General features: G+C 51.4%; 16 protein-coding genes. 5 read left to right on the forward strand and 11 right to left on the reverse strand.

The features are described 5' to 3' along the window. Nucleotides 1-58 precede the first annotated feature (58 nt). Nucleotides 59-355 (forward strand): hypothetical protein, encoded by a 297-nt coding sequence (locus tag GJJ30_RS07745; protein WP_154174584.1) that lies wholly within the window; start codon nucleotides 59-61, stop codon nucleotides 353-355. Here GJJ30_RS07745 and GJJ30_RS07750 read toward each other — a convergent pair. From GJJ30_RS07750 to GJJ30_RS07765, 4 genes are all read right to left on the reverse strand, one after another. Next, nucleotides 352-3,735 (reverse strand): DEAD/DEAH box helicase, encoded by a 3,384-nt coding sequence (locus tag GJJ30_RS07750; RefSeq protein ID WP_154174585.1) that lies wholly within the window; start codon nucleotides 3,733-3,735, stop codon nucleotides 352-354. The genes GJJ30_RS07745 and GJJ30_RS07750 overlap by 4 nt on opposite strands. A gap of 50 nt (nucleotides 3,736-3,785) precedes the next feature. Continuing rightward, nucleotides 3,786-5,744: a glycoside hydrolase family 9 protein gene (locus GJJ30_RS07755; RefSeq protein WP_154174586.1), complete on the reverse strand. Its 1,959-nt coding sequence runs from the start codon at nucleotides 5,742-5,744 to the stop codon at nucleotides 3,786-3,788. Nucleotides 5,745-5,885: 141 nt separating this feature from the next. Next, the gene (locus GJJ30_RS07760) at nucleotides 5,886-6,086 is read right to left on the reverse strand and encodes a hypothetical protein (protein WP_154174587.1); all 201 of its coding nucleotides are present in this window, start codon (nucleotides 6,084-6,086) and stop codon (nucleotides 5,886-5,888) included. 212 nt (nucleotides 6,087-6,298) lie between these two features. Continuing rightward, nucleotides 6,299-11,758: an alpha-2-macroglobulin family protein gene (locus GJJ30_RS07765; protein WP_154174588.1), complete on the reverse strand. Its 5,460-nt coding sequence runs from the start codon at nucleotides 11,756-11,758 to the stop codon at nucleotides 6,299-6,301. Between the two features lie 168 nt (nucleotides 11,759-11,926). Here GJJ30_RS07765 and GJJ30_RS07770 point away from each other — a divergent pair, with 168 nt between their 5' ends. Both GJJ30_RS07770 and GJJ30_RS07775 read left to right on the forward strand, forming a co-directional pair. Continuing rightward, the gene (locus tag GJJ30_RS07770; protein WP_154174589.1) at nucleotides 11,927-12,598 is read left to right on the forward strand and encodes a putative polyvalent protein kinase domain-containing protein; all 672 of its coding nucleotides are present in this window, start codon (nucleotides 11,927-11,929) and stop codon (nucleotides 12,596-12,598) included. Between the two features lie 236 nt (nucleotides 12,599-12,834). After that, nucleotides 12,835-13,359, forward strand: a complete 525-nt coding sequence (locus GJJ30_RS07775) for a pyridoxamine 5'-phosphate oxidase family protein (protein WP_154174590.1) — start codon at nucleotides 12,835-12,837, stop codon at nucleotides 13,357-13,359. Nucleotides 13,360-13,498: 139 nt separating this feature from the next. Here the strand turns inward: GJJ30_RS07775 and GJJ30_RS07780 are convergent, their stop codons facing one another. Then, nucleotides 13,499-15,313, reverse strand: coding sequence for an acyl-CoA dehydrogenase FadE (locus tag GJJ30_RS07780; RefSeq protein WP_154174591.1), 1,815 nt, complete (start codon nucleotides 15,311-15,313; stop codon nucleotides 13,499-13,501). Between the two features lie 265 nt (nucleotides 15,314-15,578). Between GJJ30_RS07780 and GJJ30_RS07785 the strand changes: the two genes are divergently transcribed. Further along, nucleotides 15,579-17,696 carry a LysM peptidoglycan-binding domain-containing protein gene (locus GJJ30_RS07785; RefSeq protein ID WP_154174592.1) on the forward strand — a complete coding sequence of 706 codons (2,118 nt, stop codon included), beginning with the start codon at nucleotides 15,579-15,581 and terminating at the stop codon, nucleotides 17,694-17,696. Between the two features lie 46 nt (nucleotides 17,697-17,742). Here the strand turns inward: GJJ30_RS07785 and GJJ30_RS07790 are convergent, their stop codons facing one another. The 6 genes from GJJ30_RS07790 to GJJ30_RS07810 form a co-directional block, all read right to left on the reverse strand. Further along, a complete protein-coding gene (locus GJJ30_RS07790) occupies nucleotides 17,743-18,918 on the reverse strand; it encodes an acetyl-CoA C-acyltransferase (protein WP_154174593.1) in 1,176 nt (391 codons plus the stop codon). Between the two features lie 34 nt (nucleotides 18,919-18,952). Then, complete coding sequence (locus tag GJJ30_RS07795) at nucleotides 18,953-19,348, reverse strand: type II toxin-antitoxin system VapC family toxin (RefSeq protein WP_154174594.1); 396 nt, start codon at nucleotides 19,346-19,348, stop codon at nucleotides 18,953-18,955. Then, complete coding sequence (locus GJJ30_RS32015) at nucleotides 19,345-19,569, reverse strand: hypothetical protein (protein WP_170299147.1); 225 nt, start codon at nucleotides 19,567-19,569, stop codon at nucleotides 19,345-19,347. The genes GJJ30_RS07795 and GJJ30_RS32015 overlap by 4 nt, the downstream gene beginning before the upstream one ends. Nucleotides 19,570-19,789: 220 nt before the next feature. Continuing rightward, nucleotides 19,790-22,243 (reverse strand): 3-hydroxyacyl-CoA dehydrogenase/enoyl-CoA hydratase family protein, encoded by a 2,454-nt coding sequence (locus GJJ30_RS07800; RefSeq protein ID WP_154174595.1) that lies wholly within the window; start codon nucleotides 22,241-22,243, stop codon nucleotides 19,790-19,792. A gap of 96 nt (nucleotides 22,244-22,339) precedes the next feature. After that, nucleotides 22,340-22,816 (reverse strand): MarR family winged helix-turn-helix transcriptional regulator, encoded by a 477-nt coding sequence (locus GJJ30_RS07805; protein WP_154174596.1) that lies wholly within the window; start codon nucleotides 22,814-22,816, stop codon nucleotides 22,340-22,342. A gap of 130 nt (nucleotides 22,817-22,946) precedes the next feature. Then, the gene (locus GJJ30_RS07810) at nucleotides 22,947-23,984 is read right to left on the reverse strand and encodes a YCF48-related protein (protein ID WP_154174597.1); all 1,038 of its coding nucleotides are present in this window, start codon (nucleotides 23,982-23,984) and stop codon (nucleotides 22,947-22,949) included. A gap of 175 nt (nucleotides 23,985-24,159) precedes the next feature. Here GJJ30_RS07810 and GJJ30_RS07815 point away from each other — a divergent pair, with 175 nt between their 5' ends. Then, complete coding sequence (locus GJJ30_RS07815; protein ID WP_154174598.1) at nucleotides 24,160-24,822, forward strand: hypothetical protein; 663 nt, start codon at nucleotides 24,160-24,162, stop codon at nucleotides 24,820-24,822. The last annotated feature ends 321 nt before the right edge of the window (nucleotides 24,823-25,143 follow it).

Raw genomic sequence — 25,143 nt, forward strand, 5'->3', positions numbered from 1 at the left:
TACTTTCAAACAGCATTGTATTATGAATCTGATGAACTCTTGGGCTACCCGGACCCCTATGGCCACTCCATTGACCAATTACACCGTTGAAATGGAACATACCGGTTTATCCGGTTGGATCAGCTACCGCGAGTCGATGGTGACGCTTCGGTTTGCTTACGAACGCATGCTGACCTCGATCTACGTTTTCATTCCGGGTGACGAGCAATGGTCCGCCTATTGCCGTAGCTCCGGCGCTAAAACCGCCACCCCGCGCCGGTCCGAAATTATCCATCGTCTGGTCACCGAATTGCGCAATCAGCAGGCTCCCTCGATGGTGCAAATTAATGAATTTGGGATTGAAATTGTATTTTAATCCAGCAGCCGCAGCAAATCGGTCCGCGTCAGTGATTTCAGAATCGACGTATCGGTTTTGATCAAGTTATCCGCCAAATCCTTTTTCGATTCCTGAAGTTCCAAAATCTTTTCCTCAATCGTATCGGGGCAGATCAGCCGGACCGCAATGACATTTTTCGTTTGTCCAATGCGGTAACTCCGGTCGATGGCCTGGTTTTCGACGGCCGGGTTCCACCACGGATCGACCAGGTAAACGTAGTCAGCCCGTGTTAGATTCAGTCCGGTTCCACCGGCTTTCAGACTGATTAAAAAGACCCGCACGGTTTCGTCGGCCTGGAACCGATTGACACTGGCGGCTCGGTCCCGGGTTTGGCCGGTGAGGTATTCGTAGCGAATCTGCCGATCTTCCAGCGCTTTTTTGATCAGATCAAGCATCGCGACGAACTGCGAAAACACCAGAATTTTGTGCTGCGGGGACTTTGTTTCCAGTTGCTCCATCAGAACGTCGATCTTCGCGGACGCGTCGCCGTAAAACTCTTCGTCGTTGATCAGCACCGGCGAGTTGCAGATTTGCCTTAATTTGGTGAGCCCCTGCAACACGTGTAAGCGCTCCCGGGGAATGTCTCCTTCCTTCGTCGTCAACAGAAACTGGCGAAACTCCCGTTCGTACGCTTCGTACACCTTTCGCTGTTCGGCGCCCATTTCGCAGTGAAGAATCATCTCCGTTTTGTCCGGCAACTCGGTCGCGACCTGCGCCTTGGTCCGGCGCAAAAGGAACGGACTGATTTTCTGTTGCAGCTCGCGGGCGCGTTTCCGGTCGTCAAATTTGTCGATCGGCGTCGAAAAGTGCGCTTTGAAGTAATTGTAATTTCCCAGCAAACCGGGGCAGGCAAACGAAAACTGTCCGAACAGATCGAACGTATGATTTTCAATCGGTGTGCCCGTCAACACGATTCGGTTGCGGGAATGCAGTTGCATAACCGCTTGATACCGTTGCGATTCCGGGTTCTTGATAGCCTGCGATTCGTCCAGGAAAATGTAGTTGAAGTCGTACTCTTTCAACGACCGGATTTCGGATACCACCGTTCCGTAAGAAGTCAGAATAATGTCGTACAGATCAAAATTCGATTTTTTGAGCTTCCGGTTCGTACCGTAAAATACGTAGACGGTGAGCGATGGCGCAAACTTCGCGATTTCGGCCTGCCAGTTAAACAGCAGCGACGTAGGCACCACAATCAGATTGGCATTCGGCCGTTTTTTCTGGCGCTGTAGCAGAATGAAAGCGAGAATCTGGAGCGTTTTTCCGAGTCCCATATCGTCCGCCAGACAGCCGCCCAGGCCCAGTTCGTCCAGAAAATTCAACCAGTTCAATCCTTCTTTCTGGTAAGCCCGCAACGATGCCTGAAGACTCACCGGGACTTTAACGGTTTTTATGGACTGAAAATCAGCTAGTTTTTTGGTGAAGAACGCCAGCTGCTCCTTCGTCTCCTGACTCAAAGCCTCGTCATCGTACAACTCCCGAATCCGCGAGAAACTACCTTTCGGGGTGCGGATTTTCTCATCGACCAAATCGCCAGCTTCAAAAAAATAGGAAAACCGCTCGAGCCATTCGGTGGGGAGTACGCCCAGCGTTCCGTCGTCGAGTGTTACAAACCGGCTCTGGTTTTTGACCGCTTTGCGCAGGTGTTTCAGCGAGACTTGTTGTTTGCCGAACGAAACCCCGAGCGAGGTTTCGAACCAGTTCAGGCCGCTGTTCACCAGCACGGAAACCTTCGCTTTGTTTGAATTCAAGCGATTGTTTTTCAGTTTGCTAAAGCCCAGAATGCGGATGCTCTGATGTTGCCAGGCATCGAAAGCGTCCAGAAACCATCCCTCGTCCAGAAACTGTTTTTTGTGCAAATAGAAATAATTCTGGTTGAGTTGCTCCTGAAAATCCGGGTGCTGGTTGACCAGATCCATCGTAAATTGTAGTTCGGCTTCATCGTCGCGGGCCACCGTAAACGGTTTTCCCCGGCTGTCGACGGAATGAATCTGGCGCTTGGAGAGCACCGGCACTTCCACCGGCCCGTATTTCATAACCGGCGTAAGCCGGATATAATCTTCCGAATCATCCAGATAAATGAGTCGGGCGCGCACCTGATTAAAACCGCTTTCTTCCAGTTGAGCCGCCGTTGCCGGTTGCAGATACGCATACGAAATCAGAATCTGATTCTCGAGTTTGGATAAAACCGCCTGCCGGAATTCCTCGTATTTTGACTGATGAATAAAAATGACGCTGTTAGTCTTGTGAAAAAACTGAATAACGCGCAGGTAATCAGGGTTGTCAATTAGGTAAAGCGTGTCGTAAAGCAGAATGAAATAATCGTACAGCAGGGTCAGCTGGTGAAGCTCGTAGGACGCGCCCTCGCGGGTCATTGATCCCCGAATCTCGTACAGATTTTCGATCTGTCGAACCGTCAGACGAACCTGAGCGTCCAGGTTTTTTAATTGAACCGGCACCAGCGAATGCGAGGTAATATTTTCAGAAATACCGCTGGAATGATAAAAAACCGCCAGTTTGGCGGGATTGGCCACCAACAACCGCAGACTTTCCAGATCGGTTTCTGCTTTTTTAGCCCGGTACTGGTTTTGAAATTTGGCGACGACGGAATAAAATTTCAGTTCATTCAGATTTTCCACTTTGCTGAGCAAATCAAAGGGCTGAAGGACGGTTAATGGATTTTTGATTTTTCCATCCCGCGTCGTCGATGCCTCAAAAAGCCCGAGGCTAAAGTGTTCCTGATAACGGTGTTTCGTAAAAACGACAATTCGGGCTAGTTTCGGCGCCGGGCCACCAGCTATCGGAGTCGGCAGCTCAGAGGAAGGTAGCAATTGAGCCACCAGATGCAATTTGGCAGCCTGCGTAACGGGAATAAGCTCTTTCCGAACGGGCTTGATCACAACGGATTTCGTCTCGTACGTGACCTCAAAAAGCGCATCCAGCCGGGATTCGTTTTCCAGACCGTAGTCTTTGGCAACCTTTCTGATGGCTTCAAACCGCAGCGCTTCATCGAAAAAAATGCGCAGGTCGTTGCGCCGGCAAATACTCGACAGGATGTAAACCTGATGTTCACATAATTTATCTTTTGGGGCACTGCACGCGCAGGAAACCGCCAGGGAATAATCGGTTTGTGTAACGATAACCGTGGGAAAATAAGAAAGCCGCGATGAGGTCGTGAAAGACCCCTGATTAACCGCAATCGTCAGCGGCTGAACATCCGCAAAGGTCAGTGGAGGGAAAAAAGACTCGGCGCTGTGCCTGGCCAGCACCCAATCGGTCAGCGTTGGAATGCTGATCGACTCCAGGTAATAAACATGGTTTTCGTCAGGCTGATCGCTGCTGTCAGAATAATCGGGCATAGTTTGCCGAATGTGTAGGATTCACTAAAAACACAATTGAAGCCGTTCGCTTACCGCCGTTTTTTCTTCTTCCCTGAAGAACGTTTGGCGGTTGTTTTTTTCCGACCCGACGATTTTTTCCGAACGGTTTTCCGGGATGAACCTTTCTTTTTGCTCTTGACGACCTTTTTGCTTTTGACCGCTTTCGTCTTTGCCGGGGCGTCGGCTTCTGCTGCCGCCGTTGTCGTTTCGCCTTGTTTAGCGGCCAGTAAATAGATCAGCGAAGCCGTGCCATCCATCGTCGGCTCGTTGGTGCTGTAGTCGCCGTAGTCGTCGTGATAAACCACCAGATCGCTCTGAAACTCGGCGTATTCGTCCGGTTCCTTGAGTTCGATACCGATCAGATTTTTATAAATTTTGCCATACACCGGTCCGTCGACCAAACCGCCGTCGATCGGAAATTTGCCGAGGTGGGTAAAAGCCGAGTGCGGATCGGCGGGCGTGTCGGATCCGGCGGGCAAACCGTACACGAAGCTCGTTCCCCACGGATTGCAGCCAAACAGCCAGTCGAAACAGGCCTGTTCAAGCTGGAGGTAGCGGTTGTCGCCGGTCAGTTTGCGGTACCAGTAACACTGGATGGCGAACGAAGTGGTCAGGTTGTTGCTGCACCAGATAAACGGAACGCCCCGGTAAAAGGCGTTGGCCTGCGCCTTTTGCCAGACCTTTTCAATACCACTCTGGTAGAAACCGACGATGTGCTGCCGACGCGAATCGAACACCCGTTTAGCGACTTCATAATGTCCGATATTGATGAACGGATACCACTGGTAATGCCGCGCCGTGTCGGCGCCGAGCCAGGGCGTTTCCGGCTCAATCAAACCGTAGGCATAGGCGCTATTGAGGTAATCGGCGGCTTTATAGCCCTGAACGCGGGCGGCATTGTACATCTCGACAGCCGCCAGCTCCATATCATCGACGTAATTATCTTCCTCATAAAAATAGGGAGATCGGCCCGGAGCTGTCTGACAAACACCCGGTTTTTGTAAGCCCAGTGTGTAGGCGGTTTGCGCCCGTTGCCAAAGTTTATCGGCATAATCCAGCTCCCGTTTCCGAAGTATCTGAAACCCTAATGCAAAGGCACTGCTGAACTTTCCAGCCGTTGAAGCGACGCCCGTTGCCCGGTTTTTGTGTTTAAAAAGTCCCTGCGGTTTTCCGGTCGCAAAATAAACCGGTCGCTCGAATCCTTTCCCGTAGAAATCATCCTGTTTGGGAATCCGCAGGCCATTATGATCCCGGTCGTCGGCCAGTTGATTGAACATCCAGTCGTCTTTGGGATGCATTTTCAGCAGCCAGTCGAGCCCCCAGCGCGCTTCGTCCAGTACATCGGCCTGATTATTCGGCCCTTCCAGCCCGTTGGCCTGATGCAAATCCCCAAAAACTTTGGGGAAATCGCGGTAAGCGGCTAATAAGTGATAGGTTGCATTGGCCGATGTCGGAACGTATTGCAGGTAATCGGAAGCATCGTGCCAGCCGCCCGAAACGTCGATGTGCGTACTGTCGGGCATGGGGCCATACATCGTATAACCATCGTGCGTATGGCAGGAATCTTTCAGGAAAGGATTGTAGCCGCTGCGTTGCTGGCGCATATAGCGCAGGCAAAAATCAGCCGTTCCGTTATATACGTCGTCCGCAATCCGAAAATCCGGTGATTGAACAGACCCGGTTTTCAGGTAATATTTACCCGATTTGCGCACCGCCGAAAAATCAAGCCGGTACGTTTGCGCGAACGGACCGTAAGCACCAAAGTCTTTTCCAACGGTATTTTCGTACACCACTTTTCCCGTCACGGCTTCGACTACCTGAAAGTCTGGCGCGACCGCTTCGTCCGTTTTGCTCACCCAAATGGCAACTTTCGGGCCGGTGGGCCGATAGCCCAGGAAGTTGATTCGAATCCACGCCTGTTCTTCAACGGTGGATTTAAACGCGGTAATCCAGACAATTAGGCCAATCAGCAATAATAATTTCCTCATCGTAGGCAATTTACAACTTTTACCGTTTGCGAGGGAAAGTCCGGATAAATGAAATAAACCCATCCCCGATCTTGGCTAAAAATCATCGGGAATGGGTTTATTGGATGGGATATAGTATTGTACTGCTAAGCCGAATAAAATTTAGTAGCGCTTTTCGAGCATTTCAAGAATGCGCAACCAAGGCATGCCACTGCGGATAAATTGGTCCAGCGGAATCTCTGAAAGAAGATTAAAACGCTTTTCCAGACTCTCTTCAATAGGCTGATCTTTTTTTGAAGAATGCTTCCGATAAAGTTCATCGCCCATCATGCTGGATAAGAGATAATAGCTATTGTATTGCATGTGATTACTTAAAATTTCGGTGGCACAAAGTTAGACTACAAAAGCATTTGCTCCAACCCGTTCAAACAGATTATTCAGATCAACCTGCTCCTAATCAGCACAAAACGGGTTATTTAACCGACTCGCGGGCGCTTCTTGCCGCCCGGCAAATTGGTGAGATATACTTAATAGACGCAACTTAACTCAAAAAGTCACTTTTCGATTTTTTTTTGTTAGTATGTGGTTATGTTTCCTCCACCCGAATAACTCCGCAAACTGCCGTCATACATGGCGTCGGCGGATACCGGACCGAGCGCAAACCGCCCTTTCGAGACCACACGAACGAGGTAATAAAATGTTTTTTGGGTACTGCCAACCGATGTGAAAAAGTTGATCCGGTCGTCGCGAACATCGAAATGTTCAGGCGTCGAAGCGTCTTTGATCCAGGGCATTTCGCGGGGCTCGTTCAGGCGCGGGTTTTCGATCTCAAAACCGGCGGGCAGCATGTCGGTCACCACCACATTGTTAACAAGCGTGCCATTGTCGCTGGCCAGTGAAATCCGGACGACCACCAGATCGTTCTGCCTGAACGACGACATTGGCGCGCCGTCTCGGTTCAGAAACTCCCGCCGAACCCGCAAACCGGCATCTTCTTCGGTGTAATTGCCCGTTGCGCTCAGCCCTTCCGTTTGGGAAAACCAGTACAGACTGCCGCTGCCCTGAGCCGCCAGCTTCAGTTTGCGGTTGGCAATCCCGTTCGTCAGGTTCAGCGTTTTTCCGGTGAACTCACCAACGGTTTTTCCATCCGCCGAAAGCGTGGCCGTCGCCGTTGAAGTCGCGGCTTTTTTGGCCATTTTTCCCAGCGCTAGCACCGCAAAAACCGATTCCTGCGTGTTCAGGTATGAACTGGTATTCAGTGCCTGCGACAATTGCCGGGCCAGCGTCGGAATCTGCAGATTATCCGGATCGGTTTCCAGCAAGGTGTTCAGAACCAGTGCCAGGTTGCGAATCGGCGACGCATAACTACCGCCCGACTGCCGCCGGTTAAGCGTATTGGTGAATTTTTTGGGTAACAGAGCCTCGTAACTGCGCGTGTCGCCGGTGAGGTAGAATGTGGCCGCCAGTAGATACCGGCTATCCGGCGTCAGCATGGTTTCGTTCGGACGCAGGGCTGCGGTTTTGTAGTAATTCATCGCCGGGCGATTCGGCTGGCCGCCCAACGCCAGCGCGTATAACCCGTACAGATTCTGCCGACTCACAATCTTCCGAACCGTGTTACCGGTTTCGCTGAACGTAATTTCGTCCTCCAGCGCGGGACTGCTCGTTCGGGTGTTCAGCCGGTCGAGGGCTTTGCTGTACACCGAAGGACTGATTTCAAAACCGGCGCGCCGGGCTTCGGTCAGGAAGTGAACGGCGTAGGCCGACGCCCAGCCGTCTTCGGTCGGCAAACCGGGCCACATGCTGAAACCGCCGTCGGCCAGTTGCATCGATTCCACACGCCGGATGGCTTCCTGAACGGTGTAGGTCGGATTCAGGTCGCTTTCGCCGGAACGGACAAAATACGTCCCCGGTTTTCCCATCGTTTTGAGCACTTCGGCAAAATACAACTGCGGAAACGCCTTGGAAATTGTCTGCTCCATGCAACCGTACGGATACCCGAGCAGGTACGACAATTCTTTGCTCAACTGAATCATCGGCGACCGGCTGACGGTCAACTGGCTCCGCACCGTGCCGGGAATGAATTGATTCGTCAGGTCGATGGTTTGGGATTGATTGGCGGCCAACACGCCCGATTGGGCGGTTTTCAGCAAAGACGTTACCGGACGAACCGTCAGGTCGATGCTTTCGCTGAACGTTTCATTCAGGCCTTTCACCAAAACCGTGATGTTGCCCGTTCCAATGGCGGTTTTAGCTTTTACGCTAAACGTCGCGCGGGCTTCCTGCCCCGGCTGGATAGTCAGTTGCTGCGTGGCCGGGCCGTTCGCCAATAAAGCGCCAGTCAGTTTCAGCGAAGCCGAAACGTTTGCCGGTTTTTTGGTCGTGTTGCTGATCGTGACGGGCAGGCTCAGTTCATCGTCCGGACTCAAAAACCGGGAGGCTCCGGTGCTGATCACGAGCGGATCGGCCACTTTCATGTTTTTCGTCGCCGAACCGAACGACTTGTCCTTGTAGGCAACGGCCATCACGCGTAAATCGCCCGAAAACTGCGGAATAGCAATATCGAAACTGGCTTCTCCGCTGCCGTTGGCTTTCAGAACGCCACTCCACAAGGCCACTAATTTCACCCGCCCGTTGCTCAGCGGATTGATGCGTTTACCGAGATTATAACCATCACCGCCAAACGACGAGCTTCCAGAGATGGCTAATTCGGGAAACAGAAACGAATACAAATCGTGGCTATTGACTTCCAGCGCGCGTTTCTGGTAAAAATAACCGTGAATATCGGGCGTCTGAAAGTTCTTCAGTTGCAGAATCCCCTCATCGACCACGGCCACGGTCAGCTCGGCATTTGGGCTGGTTTTCACCGAAATATGCTGCTTTGTTTTCGAGCGGGATTGCGTCGCCACCGCAATTTCGACCGGCAATTTCGTGTCCGGATCTTCGACCTGAACCGGCGCAAAACCGTGGGCGACCATCAGCGGCAGGTTTGACCCATCGATGGGCCGAATCAGTGTCGCCGTGACATAAACCGTCGGCAAGTGTTCTGCGGACAGATTGAATGTCAGTTCAGCGGCTTTCTGGTCGGTTTCCAGCACCTGCGTTTCCAGCACTTTGTTCCGTTCCAGCGTCACCAGCAGTTTGCCTTCAAATGGCGTCTTGAACAGCACTTTCGCTTTGTCGCCCACTTTATACTGTTCTTTATCAAACTCCATCAAGACCTGCCCTTCCGTGCTGACTTCGAACGACGAGCTTTGTGTGGTACCAAAACCGTAGGCGTAGTACGAAACCGCCGTGTAAGCCGCTGCCACCTCGCCGGATTTGCCCGTTCGCCGGATGCGCACTTCGTATTCCCCCGAAACCGTCGGCACGTAACTGAATTTGGCCCGGCCGTCGGCGAACGTCAGGTTATTGGTGTAAACGACCTTTTCGCGTTTTTTCGAAACATACCGCAACTGTTCGTACTGTTTTTCGACAACCGTCTGGTATTCAAACCGGACCACTTCAGCCTGGGCCGTTGCCCCCTTTTGCAGATTGCCGTTGCGATCAACAGCCACGACTTCAACGGGCAGCGGAGCATTGGTACCGACGTACGAATCCGCCAGCCGAATGCCGTAAAACGTTTCCTGCGTAAACACATCCAGTTGCTTCAAGCGGTTGACGGGGCGGCTGTTTTCGTCGAAAATCGTGACGAACAATTTGCCTTCCAGAACCCCGATGTCGCGGTGGCTGGTCGAAATCGGAAACCGCTCGATGGCCTGTCCATTGCCGTCGGTGACACCCTGCCGCAGATTCTTTTCGAAGGATGTATTGCTTTGGATCGCAAACGTGTAGTCCAGAAACTGTTTGGCCGTAAACGCCCGCTGTTTCAGTTGCAAATCCATTTCGTAAGTGCGCCCGGTGGCCGGAGGGCCGAACAGATTCGTTGCGGTCGCGGTCATCGTCACGGTTTCGCCGGTTCGGTAGGCATCGCGCTCGGTGCGGGCTTCCACCCGGATGCGGTCGGGAATGAATTCTTCGATGCTGATGTTCCGCGACGCCAGCAATACGTCGTTCGCATTGTAAATTTCCGTAATGTACGTTCCCGTAACGGCTGCCGGATCGATGGGCACGTCGGTGGCCACGGCGCCCTGTTCGTTGGTGGTCTGGCGCAATACGCGGTACTCTTTCCCGTTGGGCGACAGGACTTTAATCTTCAGCGGAATCTCGCCGACGCTCTCCCAAACCGGGTTGCGGATGATCGTGTTGAAGTGAATCGTTTCGCCGGGGCGGTAAATGTTGCGGTCGCCGTAGACAAAAGCGTCAAAACCGGTCGGATTATCGCGTTTGCCTTCTACTTCAAAGCGCGAGGTTTCCACTTTCGCATCCTGCAACAGCAGGTAATTGAAATCGTCTTCGGTTTTGGCCAGCACCATTGCGAGTTTGGAACCGGGATTTTTCGAGATTATTTTTTCGAAATGCGCCACGCCCTTGCCATTGGTCTGCACCGTCGCAATGACCTGGTTATTGCTGCTAATCAGCGAGATATCGACGTTTGCCAGCGGCTCGGCGGTTTTGATGGAATTGGTAAACACCCAGACTTCGTCAGCACCCTGTTTGGTCATCAGACCGACATCCGACACCGAAATCAGTTTGGTCGCGCTCACATAGGCATCGTCTTTCGAACTGACCGTGACGAGGTAAATCCCGCGGGGCGGATTCGGAAGGGTGGTGGTTTGGTCGGGAAGTGACAGGTTCAGCGCGGAAACGCCTTTGGCTTTGGGCAAATTGGCGGTTTCGACAGTTTTGTGGACGATGACATCGCTGTAGTTTTCCTGCTCGTCGCTGTAATAATAGTGCGTTCCCAGCGGTTTCCATTCGCCGTCGATTTCGCCGGATTCTTCGTAGCGTCCCGAACGGAGGTACTGCAAAATATTATTCTCGTAAATTTTCGCGATGGTTACGTCCACTTTCGGAACATTGACGATGTTGACGCCCACGTTTTTTGTCCCTTTCGACGAGAGATACACCGCCCGCTTGTTGACGAAGGAAATTCCGGCGGGCATTTTCCCGAAAAACACGTCTTTTGAAACCGCTTCGTCCAGTTTGGCACCCAGCACGCCCTTCATCTGGTCGGTGAGCGTCAGGACGTAGGTGTCGGTTTCGCTGAAATTACCCCGGATGATAAAACCGTTTTCGGTGGGTTCGGCGCGGGTTTCGGCTTCCGGCGCCAGCGTGTAATAGGTGCTCAACTGGCTGGCCTGCAACTCCTGCGTCGTGATGATCCGAATGACGCCTTCGTTATTCTCAAAACCGGTTTTAACATCCAACACATCAAGAGTGTACTGGGAAGGCAGCACGGTTTTTTGTTCAAAATCTTCTTTGGTGCTGAACGCCGTGTTCGGGACTTTCAGGCCTTTGCCGATCTGAATGGTCAGCGAAGTTTCGTTGCGGGCCGAGGGCGCGTTGGAAAGCACCACCGGAATCGTCTCATTGAGTGAGGTTTGCAACACCTGCGTCGTCAGCGCTTTATCGGTTTCGGCGTTGATTTTCAGCAATCCGGCGAGTTCGGCTCCGCTCACGGGATAGTTAAAATTCAGTTTTGCTTTGGCCACCGGGCGACCGGTTTCTCCGCGCGTCCACCAGAATTCGGTGTCGTTCAGTTGAAGATACGGCGTATGAAAAGCAATGGTTTCGTTATCCAGCGACAACTGTTCATCCTTCTGCTGGCGTACCAGAGTGTTGTTGAGTTCGGCTTTATATTCCGTGGCCGGTTTGAAGGCCACCGCTGGGGAAAAAACCAGTTCGTTGGGTGCGGTCCACCGGAAATTACCCGCTACCGCCGGTTCAAAAACTACATATTGCGTTGAATCCCATTCGTTTAGCCGCCCTTCTGGCACCAGATCCTTGCTGAACGTAAACACCAGATTCTGGTTCCGGGCGACTTCCTCTCCGAAGTTTTGGTTGATCAGCCGGACCGAATTGCTAAGGTGTGAACAGGTGGTGAGGAGAAAGAGAGCAGCTACGGCTGCCAACGGACGCAGAAACGTCTTCATGGTTTGGGAAGTGTTGCGGTAAAGAACGGCGTAAGGTCTTAAAAATAGTTGGAATTTTGTAAGCAGAATGAATAAATGGCCGGTTCGGATTGATAATCACCGTGATTGGTGTAATTATGAGTATTGAAAAAGACAAAGAGATTGACGAACTTGCTATCAGGCAACCGAATGAATTATGAAAGAAAATACCGACCTGAACGATTACCACAAGCAGCAGAGCGCTCGATTGAGCAAGAAAATCTCCACGCAGCCCTTGATGTCGTCAGAAGAATTCACCGAACAAGTCCAGCGATTGAGCAAGCAGAGCCAACGAGCAAAGACGAACGTTGGGCAGTCAGCCAACTAATTCGTCCAATTGAGACTGAAACATTGCGTATTTGGGCAATTAAAGATGGTTACTTACTGGACGAGGGAGAATTTACTCGTAAATGGAAAGATGGAGGAGAAATAGAAGGAGGAGAGCATCAAGTTTACGCAGAAAAAGGGCTCGTTTATAAACGAAATAATCTTCTTTATCACACTAGCTGGTTGGAATACTTTCATCGGCTCGTTTTACACAATTGGTTATTTCGGGAAACAGCCGTTCGGTTTGAAGGTTTAATGGAAGTTAATACTGAACTTCAGCCCGTAATTTCACAAAAAGCAATAACCGCAGTCCGTGGAGCAACCCGTCTGGAAGTAGAATTCGAGATGAATAAAAGAGGGTTTAAACGGGTCAAACAGGACAACTACATTCATTTGAATTTGCAGATTTTGGTTGAGGATCTACACGATGAAAATGTATTGGTTGATAGTGATGGTGATTTGCTAATTTTTGACCCAGTTATCTATCTGACGTAGCTTTGAATCAAAACAATAAAGCCGACAGCAAACCCGCGTCGGCTTTATTGTTTTGCTGTTTACGTGCAAAAAGGAATTGTTCGGTTCAGCTATTCTCTTAAACCGTTAGCTTGAGCGGTCGGTATCAACCACAAAAATGAGATGGTTTATCGGCCCGCACATTGGTCTCAATCGCCCGCAGAAACATAATGCGTATACAAGCGGTTGTTAGCACTCATCCTTTTCTCAACGTAATCATGCAAGATCCCAGACACGACGAAGACGGACATATTCAAAATCTGAGCGGGGCCGAAGCCCTCGAAAAATTAAAAGAGCTTGCCGATGGCACGTGCATGTTCACTACGTTTACGACCAGCCGCCCGGCCCCCAGCCGACCTATGGCGTTGCAGGGCGTAGACGACGCTGGAGTGCTCTATTTTTTAAGCGCGGCATCGTCGAATAAAAACAAAGAGGTGGAGGCCGATCCCGCCGTGCAGCTTTTCTTTTGCAAGGAAGGCTCTTCGGAATTCCTAAGTTTGTATGGCTCCGCGACCATCTCGCGGGATCGGGCAAAAATTGAAGCGTATTGGACTCCGTTTGCCAAAGCCTGGTTTCAGGGTGGCAAAGATGACCCGGATCTGACCGTGATCAGCGTGAAGCCCGAGAATTGCCGGTATTGGGATACCAAAAACAACCGCGCGGTGGCCCTCATCAAGATTGCCGCTTCACTGGTGACGGGTAAAACGATGGACGACGGCGTGGAAGGTGAGCTAACGGTATAATTTCCGACTGCTTTTCGCGTTCTGAAATCAAACAATAAAGCCGACCGCGAATCGCAGTCGGCTTATACAGTTTTGGTTTTTAGTTTAGAAGTTAATCGTTCGGCCGACCGGTTTTCAGAAACCGGTCGGCCTGCATTTCTTAAAAAATATATTTGTTCTCCGCAATCATCGCGTCGGCAATCCGACGGCGGGTGTCTTTCAGATTCAGGGGGTCAATTTTCGTAAAACGTTTCAGACCCATCAGCATCACGCGCATTTCGTCACTCTCGGCAAACGACAGGATGGCCGACCGGCCCGCGTTGTTGATTTTCTCGACGGCTTCGTGTAAATACACCAGCGCCAGGTCTTTTTGCAACGTCATGGCCGATTCACCCTTGCTGGCGATTTGTTTCTCAACCCGCAGCAACACCGACTCCGCAACGTAAACTTCGATCATCATATCGGCCAGATTCATCAGAATTTCCTGCTCGTCCGACAGTTTCATCATCAGTTTCTGAACGGCGGCACCAGCCACCATCAGAATGGCTTTTTTGAGGTTACGCAACACTTTTTTCTCAGCTGCGAACAGCACTTCCTCCTCTTCGGTGCTGAAATCGGGAATCGACATAATTTCTTTGGAAACCGCCATTGCCGGGCCCATCAGATCGAGCTCGCCCTTCATCGTGCGTTTCAGAATCATATCAACCGTCAGCATCCGGTTAATCTCGTTCGTGCCTTCGAAAATCCGGTTGATGCGGGCGTCGCGGTAGGCGCGGTCCATCGGCGCGTCGGCCGAATAGCCCATGCCGCCGTAAACCTGAACACCCTCGTCGACGACGTAATTCAGCACTTCCGAACCGTGAACTTTCATCATGGCGCATTCGATGGCGAACTGCTCCAGTGCTTTCAGTTTGGCGTCGGCATCGCTCGTGCCGCTGGCTTTCAGGCTTTCGATCAGATCGTCGATGTTTTGCCCGGCGCGGTAACAGGCGGTTTCGCAGGCATACACTTTGACGGCCATTTCGGCGAGTTTGTGCTTGATAGCCCCAAAACTGGAAATCAGCGTGCCAAACTGTTTGCGTTCGTTCGCGTACCGAATGGCGTTGTTGATCACTTCTTTGGCCCCGCCAACGGCGGCAACGCCCAGTTTAATCCGGCCAACATTGAGAATGTTGACGGCGATTTTGAAACCATTGCCCCGCGTCGAAAGCAGATTTTCGACCGGAACCTGACAATCGTTGAAGAAAATCTGGCGCGTGTCGGAGCCTTTAATCCCCATTTTGTGTTCCGGCTCGTTCATCGTAATTCCGCCGAAACTCTTTTCAACCAGAAATGCACTCAGATTTTTATCGACCTGCCCGGAACCGTCGTCAATTTTAGCAAAAACAATATACAGATCGGCAAAACCGCCGTTCGTAATCCACATTTTCTGGCCATTGATGACGTAATGCTTGCCATCTTCCGACAATTTCGCTTTTGTCTTACCCGAATTAGCATCCGAGCCCGAATCCGGTTCGGTCAGGCAATAAGCGGCTTTCCACTCGCCGGTAGCCAGTTTGGGCAGGTATTTGGCCTTTTGCTCCTCATTGCCGTAATAAACAATCGGCAGCGTTCCGATTCCGGTATGGGCCGAAAGCGCCACCGAGAACGAATGCCCGGCGCCGGTTACTTCCGTTACCAGCATTGAGGTGTTGAAACTCATCCCAAAACCGCCGTATTCTTCCGGTACTGAAGTGCCGAGCAAACCCAGTTCACCGGCTTTATCCATCAGCGACGCAATCAGTTCCGGTGATTTGGCCTGGTCGATTTCGTCCAGCCGGGGCCAGATTTCGCGCTCCAGAAACTCGCGGCACGTCGCGGCAATCATCTGTTGTTCTTCCGAAAACTCCTCCGGAATAAATACCTGCGACGCATCGGTTTCCTTGATCAGAAACTCTCCGCCTTTAATCGATGCTTTATGGTCTGTGGCAATCATGACGTATAGGTCGATAGGTTGTAGGAGAGGCATGCGAACACACCTTTAGAATACAAATGTAGAAAAAGTAAAAATAGTATGCAAGCATACGAAAAATTGTAGAATAGCATTTCTTTATCCGATTAAACGGATTACGAAAGCCGGGATAGTTGCTTTAATTAACCGGTTTCCGTAATCCGGTATCTATAAGGTATAAATTAATTTTTTTGTTGGTTGTACATATATTATTTTAGTATATCTTTCGTCTGCGATATGATTTGTAGTTATGAAAAAGGAAAGTAAATTCAAACAAGCGGTGTTCGGGCAATTACGGAATCCGGTGCTGGTTAGATGGCTGTTTGGATTGAGTCTGGCTGCTTTGCTTCAGGGTGGAATGGCCCGGGCGCAGGGCGTTCCCCGGATTGGCAACCGGCTGGAATTTGCCGGTGTAACGATTCTTCTAACCCCCGCAACGCAGCACCTGGTGCAGCAGGAAGCCGAATTGCTGTATGTGAACCGGGCTTTGGTGACGTCCCGACTGGAACGAATGAATTTCTACTTTCCGATCATCAAACCGGTACTGGCGCAACATTCCTTATCCGACGATTTCCTGTTTCTGGCGCTTTTCGATCCGATTTCGGGTTCAGATGAGGCCACGACTGAATTCTGGGCGTTGAACAAAACCAGCCTGAACGAGCTCAAAACCGATGTTTTTGTGGACGAGCGTCGGCATCCCATTCGCTCGACGCTGGCCGTCGTTCTCCGCTTGAAACAACTTCATGACCGAAAGCCCAACTGGGTTTCGGTTGTCCACCGGTACGATCGGTTGCTGCGGGCCGATACCACCCGTCTGTGGTCGCAGGAACCCGTCGATCCGAAAATCTACGCGCTGAACGACACGCGTGATCTTTTTTTGATCCGGTTGCTGGCTTCTAAAATTGTTCTGGAACGTTCGCTTTCGGTTTATCATCCTCAAAAACAGATGGTTCTGTTTCCGTATGAAGAATCAAGGGGGAAAAGCCTGCAACAGATAGCAACTCAGTGCCAAGTCAGTGAAACCGTTGTTGAGCAGTACAATACCTGGTTGAAAGTTCCCCGCGTTCCCGATTATGAAGATTATACGGTTTATGTGCCGACCACGCTGGAACACTACGCGGAATTGAAACACCAAACCAGTTTATCGGAAGAAAATCAGGCGGTTTTGCAGGATGCCGGTTTTCCGCTGTTGCAGAAAAGTACGGCCGAACCGGGCGATCGGGGCGGGGTATTTTATCAGATCAACGGCAAAAAAGGCATTCAGGCGCAGTTGTTCGATAGCCGGATCACGCTGGCTTATCAGGGCAAATTGAAAGTTGGTAAGTTTCAGAAATACAACGATTTGCGCAGCGATCGCCCGATTGTCGCGGGTGAAATTTATTACCTGCAAAAGAAAAGCAAACGGGCTAATGTGCCGTTTCATATCGTCAGACGCGGCCAGTCGTTGTGGGCGATTGCGCAGCAGTACGGGATTCTGCTCGAAAAACTGATTGAATACAACGATGTAAACCCGGAACAGCAGCCCGCCGTGAGCCGGATTTTGTGGCTTCAGAAAAAACGACCGGCCAATATGCCGGTAGAGTATTACCGGGGGCCGGCAAAACCGGGTCCAGCCGATCCCACGACGAAATCAGATCCGGTCCTGGCGGCTTTCAAACCAGATTCTGCGGGAACAAAACCGCTTGATCCGAACTTGGGAAATCCGGCGGAACGAATCGTGGTCGAAAAAGCACCGGCTACGGTTCCGGCGCGAAGCACTTTGGCAGCTCTGGATAGCATGATTGCAATGCTGAACGAACCTCAAATGCCGCTTCTCCGATCCAGTGCCGCGAAAATGATTCAACCCGTGAGTCAGACTGAAAAGGTTGTTCCGGCAAAACCGGCCGAAGACGAACCGGACGAAGTGAGCGGCCCGCTGATTATGCACATTGCCGAAAAAACCGATACGTATGCGACAGTGGCCCGGAAATACAATGTGACGGTTCAGCAATTATATGTCTGGAATAATTTATCGGCCCAGAAACCGCTGCGGCCGGGTCAGGCATTGTTGGTTGACCAGTCAAAATCGCCAACCAAAAAGGGCCTGGTTCCGCCTGTCGCCAAGCCCAGTCTGGCAAAACCAGCCATAGCAAAACCGGTCACGACACCTGCTTCCAAACCCGTAGTTACTAATCCGGCGGTTGCTACACCAACTGCGCTACCAGCGGCCGGTTCGGGCGACGAGCTTATTCATGTTGTGCAAGCCGGTGAAAATATGTACCGGATTGGTCTGCGGTACAAAGTAAAACCGGAGCAGGTTCGGCAATGGAATAATTTGCCGGATCTGACGGCGGTGGTTGGCGCCCGGCTGGTGATCCACAAAAAATAAAGGGAACCCGTGGACTCCCTTCAGTAAAAGCATTTAATACTAGTAATTAAAGCCGCTCGAAAATCCCGGCAACACCCTGGCCACCGCCAACGCAGGCCGAAACCATGCCGTATTTCTGATTCTGCCGTTCCATTTCGTTCAGCAGTTGCACCGATAACCGGGCGCCGGTTGAGCCGAGCGCATGACCGAGTGCGATTGCGCCACCGTTCGGATTGATCTTGCTGCGATCCAGCCCCAATTCCTGAATAACCGCCAGCGATTGGGCCGCAAATGCTTCATTCAGCTCGATCTGGTCGATATCGTCCTGTTTCAAACCGGCTTTCGTCAGGGCCAGCGGTATGGCATTGACCGGGCCGATGCCCATGATGCGCGGTTCAACTCCGGCAGCTGCGTACGACATCATTCGCGCTTTCGGTTTCAGGCCCAGTTCGTTGACGAGCTTTTCCGACATAACGATGACAAACGCGGCTCCGTCGGAGGTTTGCGACGAATTGCCCGCCGTCACCGATCCACCCGCGGCAAAAACCGGCTTGAGTTTGTTCAGGGCTTCGAAACTGGTATCCGCGCGTGGGCCTTCGTCCTTGCCAACCGTCCACTCGCGGGTTTTCTTTTTGCCTGAATCGGCATCGAAATAGGTTTCTTTTACCGAAACCGGGACAATTTCGTTGTCGAACTTCCCGGCCGCCTGGGCTGCGAGCGCTTTCTGGTGCGATTCGTAGGCAAACTGATCCTGCGCTTCCCGGCTGATGTTGAACTGCTCGGCCACCTGCTCAGCGGTCAGGCCCATGCCGATGTAATAATCGGGGTGCTTCTGCGCGATTTCAAAGTTCAGGGCGGTTTTCCAGCCCATCACCGGCACCAGCGACATCGATTCCGTACCGCCCGCAATGATGCAGTCGGCCAGACCAGCGTGGATTTTGGCCGAGGCAATGGCGATGGCTTCGAGCCCCGAACCGCAATACCGGTTGATCGTCATCCCTGGCACGCTTTTAGGCAGCGACAGCAGGGCGATATAGCGGGCAATCTGCATGCCCTGTTCGGCTTCCGGTACGGCATTGCCGACAATGAGATCCTCGACACGGGTCGGGTCAAAGTTCGGCACCTGCGCCAGCAAATGTTTAATGACTTCAGCCGCCAGGTCGTCCGGTCGGGTGAGTCGCAATCCACCCCGGGGAGCTTTCCCGACGGCGGTTCTATATCCGGCTACGATGTATGCGTCCATTTCGGTTTCAGGTTCTGTAGTTATGAATGAAATGTTACTCTTTATATAACTGAACAAAAGGATAGTTTAAAATCTTCCGGTCAGCTGTTAAAAGAGGTAAATTTTTAATCCTTGACGTCGCGACAATAAGTTGATCAGCAGGATCACTATGGAATTCACCGGGTAAATTACAGGCATCTGTAATAATGGAACGTTCCAACGAAATAACTCCAATACCAGATCGATCAATAGAAACTGTAAACCAGTCTGAGACAGATTCTGATAAAGCTATTTTATTCTTTTCCACTAGCTTGGCGAATTCCCAGCAAGAGATAACATTTATGAAAATATCCGAAGGCGATAAATTGTCTAAGTACTCTAGCGTTGTCGGTTTTAACCGCTCAGGAGTTTGAACCCACCAAATCCAGATATGAGTATCTAATAGAATCATTGGGCAGCCTCCCAGTCAGATGTTTCAGTTGCGGATCCAAAAGGGTCATCATAACGGAGCGGTTTTCCCCGAAGTGGAAAGCGGTTTTGGTTAGCAGACGTATCTTCAAACTCGTCCTCTAAAATGATAACTTCTACTTTTTTCCCCTTTTTTAAGGGTAGATTACGCAAAAGCAGTTCATAGTTTTGAGTCAGTTCTGTTCGAATCCGTATGGCATTCATAGTTCAAACATATTTTCTGGTTAAAATGCCTTTTGCCTAAGTTTGGGAGACTATTGATATCGAAACGGAAAGCAATGCTATTTAATTTCAAGAAATTTTGAAGACTTTCTTCTGCTGTTTCCCTCTAATAATCAATGTAGTATCGCTCCGTTCATTCACGTGAAAAGCCGTGCGGTCGAATTTAGGTTTTATAGTTATGATCGCTTTTTTGGCCTATAGACTAATTCCTCGGCGGTTTTCCCCCGTTCAATAACCCCTGAATCCGTTCCAGCGTTTTCTTCTCACCAGTCAAAGACAGAAAAGCTTCGCGTTCCAGATCGATCAGATAGTCTTCGCTGACGGTTTGCGGTGAACTCAAATCGCCCCCGCAAATGACGTATGCCAGCTTTTCGGCGATTTTCTGATCGTGGTCGGAAATATAGCGACCCATCCGCATGGCCGTAATTCCGGCTTTGAACAGCGCAATACCGGTTTTGCCTTGTACCTTGATGTCTTTGCGCGGTTTGGGTTGCGTGTAGCCGTTTTCGGCCAGTTCGATGGCAACCTGCTTCGCTTCCGCAATCAGGCGGTTTCGGTTCAGCACAACCTGCGCCGATGGCAACAGGTAATTCATTTCGCGGGCTTCCTGCGCCGAGGTCGAAACCTTCGCCGTCGCAATGTTCATGAAAATGCTTTGCAGAATGTTCAGTTCGGGGTCGCCGGTTTGGTAGAGATCGCTGGCGCGCGCGGCCATTTCCTTGGTGCCGCCCCCCGCCGGAATCAGGCCGACGCCGACTTCCACCAGACCCATGTACAACTCGGAGTGCGCCACCACGCGGTCGACATGCAGATTCAACTCGCAACCTCCGCCGAGTGCCAGCGAATGCGGAGCGCCCACCACCGGAATCGACGAATACCGCGCCCGCATCATCGTCTGCTGAAATTGGGCAATCATGAGGTTGATTTCATCGAACTCCTGCTCGATAGCGAACATGAACAGCGTCGCCAGGTTGGCCCCCGCCGTATACGCTTCCGACGATTCATTGCCGATCACCAAACCACGAAAATCCTTCTCCGCCAGACTGATGGCTTTGTGCATGCCTTCAATCACCTCGGCACCCATCGTGTTCATTTTGCTGCGGAATTCCAGATTTAGAATACCGTCGCCCAGATCATAAATGGCCGATCCGGCATTTTTCCAGACGATATTGTTGGACAAGCTTTCCAGCAGAATAAATTGCTCCGTTCCCGGAATAGCCTGATAACTCTTCGTCGGAATGTCGTAGTATTTTCGAACGCCACCCTCTATTTTGTAGAAACTTTCAAAACCGGCATCGAGCATGTCATACACCCACTGCGCCGGTTTGGGTCCCTGCGACTCGATCAGCTCGATTCCTTTGTGCACGCCGATGGCATCCCAGGTTTCGAAAAGCCCCAGTTGCCAGCCAAAACCGGCGGTGATGGCGGCATCGATGCGGTACAATTCATCCGCGATTTCGGGAATGCGGAGACTGGCGTACCGGAACAGATCGGCGAAGGTTTTGCGGTAAAATTCCCCGGCTTTGTCCTGACCAGCCAGCAAAACCGAAAACCGCTTTTTGAGGTCGCTGATGCTTTTGGTGCTTTCCAGCGTTGCGAACTTTACCTTCTCAGAAGGCTTATATTCGAACGTTTTCGGGTCGAGCGCCAGAATCACCGACTGACCTTTTTCGTCCTTGATCTTTTTGTAAAACCCCTGACCGGTTTTGTCGCCCAGCCACCGGTTTTCCATCAATTTCTGCATGACGGGCGGCAACTGGAACGTATCCTTCGATTCGTCGGTAGTCAGCACGTTCAGCAGATTATTGGCGACATTGGCGGTCGTATCCAGCCCGACGACATCCGACAGCCGAAAGGTCCCCGATTTCGGGCGGCCTACCACCGGCCCCGTCAGTTTGTCGACTTCCTCCACTGTCAAACCCATTTCTTCCGCCACGCGAATGGTTTGAATCATGGCGTATATTCCCAGTCGGTTGGCGATGAATGCGGGCGTGTCTTTGCACAAAACCGTCGTTTTCCCCAGATACAGATCGCCGTATTTCATCAGAAAATCGATGATCGTCGGGTCGGTCTCGGGTCCGGGAATGATTTCGAGCAGCCGCAGATAGCGGGGTGGATTGAAAAAGTGAGTTCCGCAGAAATTCCGCCGGAAATCCTCACTCCGACCCTCGGTGAGCAGGTGCATCGGAATCCCGGACGTATTGGACGTAATCAGCGTTCCCGGTTTGCGGTATTGCTCGACGCGCTCGTACAGCGATTTTTTGATGTCGAGCCGCTCCACCACCACTTCGATCACCCAATCGTATTTACCGATGTCTTTCAGGTTATCGTCGAAATTGCCGAGTGTAATCCGCTGGGCAAATTTAGGGCTATAAAGTGCCGCCGGGCTGGCTTTCAGAAGGTTCTGAAACGCGTCGCCGACAATCCGGTTGCGAACGGCGGGTTTATCGAGCGTCAGACCTTTGGCTTCTTCGGCGGGTGTCAAGGTATTGGGAGCGATGTCGAGCAGCAATACTTCGACGCCAATGTTGGCGAAGTGGGCCGCAATGCGGGAGCCCATAATGCCGGAGCCCAAAACGGCCACCCGGCGAATGCTGCGGTTTTTCGCGGCCGGAACCCGGCCTTCCGATTGTGGTTTAGAAAGGGTTGTTTGCATGGTATTGGGATTCTGAACCGTCCTGAACTCGGATTACGCAGATTAAAGGATTAACTATGATTAGCTGCCGCAATTTTTCATATCCTGGTTAATCCTTTAATCTGCGTAATCCGAGTTCAAGACGATTCCGTTCGCTTTCAATTTCGTATTTTCATCATCCACCAGCCGGTTGATGTCCTTCATGACTTCGAAGAAAACCACCAGTTTGTCCAGCGGAATGTTTTCGCGAATGGCGTTATTGAACTGAATGACGCCTTCGCGGGCAATTTCGCGTTTTTCTTTTCCCAAATCCGTCAGCAGAATCCGGACAAACCGCTTGTCGTTTTCGTCGATAAGCCGCCGAATCCAGCCGCGTTCTTCGAGGTTTTTCAGCATCCGGACGAGGCTGCGCGGTTCCATGCCCAGCAGCGGGCCGATTTTGGTTGCGGGCGTTCCCTGTTCGATGTCGATGTTCAACAGCACATAGCCGATCGACATCGTCATATCGTAACGGGCGGCATAGGCATTGTACATCCGCGAAATGGCGTGCCAACCCGTTTTGATGTGGTAATCGACGGTTTTTTCCTTTTTCATGTTCAGTCTCGATTGCGCTTGCTCTTTCTTGGCCATGGATTGTAAAGCTACTATTTTTAGTAGGTATTATGCAAGCATACTATCGAAGAAATCGGACAAAACCGGAAAAGGATTTCGGAATGGAGAAATGTTACTTCAGGTTTTCGATCATAGCGATGGTCCCTTTGGCACCGACGGCCCAGCATTGCCCTCCCGCACACGCAATGGAATGAAAAGCTGAGTCATCGATTTTGGTCCAGGATTTTCCGAAATCGGTGGTGTAACAGGTACCGGACGGGCCAACGGCAATGAGCCGGTTGCCCGACAAACGACCAACGGCTTCCTTCAATCCGGGCGGATCGGTTGGCGCTCCGGCGGTCCAGGTTTTGCCCCGATCAGAGGTGACGGCCACATTCTGCCAGACGGCTTTTTCATTTTTGTAATCTCCGCCAACGGCCATGCCGTTTTCGCCCTGCGTATCGAACCACAGGCCGAAAATTCCGGCGGTTGGCCCGGCCGGAATCGGCGTTTCGGTTACTTCCCAGGTCGAGGTTGGGGTCTGTGCCGAATACAGCCGCCCCTTACCCGCTCCGCCCGAGGCAATCCAGGCGCGCTGGTAATTGTAGGTTTTCCATTTGTAACCCCGCGTAATCAGGCTGGTTCCGCTGGCGGCAAAGGCGGCTTCGCCTTTTGGCAGAAGCGGTAATTTATCGGCTGGAATCCGTTTCCAGTTTTTGCCGCCGTTGGTCGTCGTCAGCACAAACCAGGTTCCGTTGACGGGATCGCCGAAAACCATGCCTTCCCAGCGGCTCCAGAAATCCATCGAGTCGAAAAATACGCCGGCCTGACCGGTCTGGTAGATCAATTGCCAGGTTTTGCCGCCGTTGCTGGTTCGGTACATCCGGGCCTGACCTTGTTCGGCGGGTCCGGCAGCCATCAGAATTGCTTCTTTGGCACTGAATGCCTGAACGTCGCGAAAATCGCAGGTTTCGGCGCCCGGCACCGTTCCAGCCTGCCAGGTTTTGCCGCCATTGGTCGTCCGGACGAACGTTCCCTTGCTGCCGCCCACCCAGACTACCTTCTTGCTCACCGCGCTGACGGCTCGAAAATTGGCGTCGGTCCCGCTGGTTTGGGGTTGCCATTGGGCAAATACGAGAGTGGGGAAGAGGACAAACAAAAGCAGTTTCATACGGCAAATGGGCGGTTTTAACACGATTAAATGGCAATACAGTCTGGTTGTAATTTCCGGGGCCGGTTAGTCCGGTTATTTTTGTAAAAGGCTTTTCGTGAATGGTAAGTCAATTTGTTACCGTTTCACGTATGTTTGTTTGAATTATTGATAACAGCAACTAATACACCTACTTATGAAAAAATTTTTCTCCCTTATCCTTGCATTCGGCTGGAGCGTACTGACGTACGGACAAACGCCGGAAAATACGGTTTCTGCCAAAATTAACGGGAAAGAGTGGCAGGCCAAAGCTCAACGCCTAAATCTGCCGTTTACGGGTGTCAAATACCTGGCCATTGCCGGTATGAACGTGAGTCCGGATGTGCAAACCTGGATTCGCTTCGTCTATGTCGATCAGCTCAAACCGGGCACGTATCCGGTGATTGCAGAAAACGACAGGGAAATGGAAAAGAGTTATAAGTCGTCGAATGGCAACGTGATCTGGGCGCTGGTCGATTATACGGAAGAATCCAAAGGACTTGGCCACGCTTTCCGCGATGGTGAGTCGTGGAAAGGCACGGTGACCATTACGAGCGTAACCGACAACAGCATCGAAGGAACATTTGAAGCGACACTGAAAGAAACGACGTATAAAAAACGGGCGCTGGCCACCATTTCCGGTTTTGGGCTCCGGCAAAATCTGGAAGACAAAGCCATCACGGCGGCCGGGGGCGGCATGCTGACCAAGTCGGGACCGCACGACCACGACAACACCAAGCGCACCGAAGGCAGTGGCGAAATTACCATCACCGACGGAAAATTTAAGGTGAGCTGGGGCAAGGACTCCGCCAAAAAATAACACCACCATATCTCTGAAGTACCACGTCCTACGGTTTTTGCCCCGGGCCAGCGCCCTTGCAAAAACCGTAGGACGTTTTGTTTTACAGGTCTGAAATGCCTATCGGTAGACGGAAATTCGCACTGGCGGAACCCACTATTGGCAGGAGATACTGTTCGGTTGAAAATAGTAACAATAAGTAGTTGAATACTTGATAATGTTACATTGGAAAGTCAGAAATGGTCAATTTGGCTAATTAAAATACAATTAATGGCGCTGGTTTACAGAACAATTAGGAGGCCTCTTACGTTTAAAATATAGTGTAAGCTCGGTTCGTTAGAC

It is taken from the genome of Larkinella terrae, from assembly GCF_009668025.1.
Lineage (GTDB): Bacteria > Bacteroidota > Bacteroidia > Cytophagales > Spirosomataceae > Larkinella > Larkinella terrae.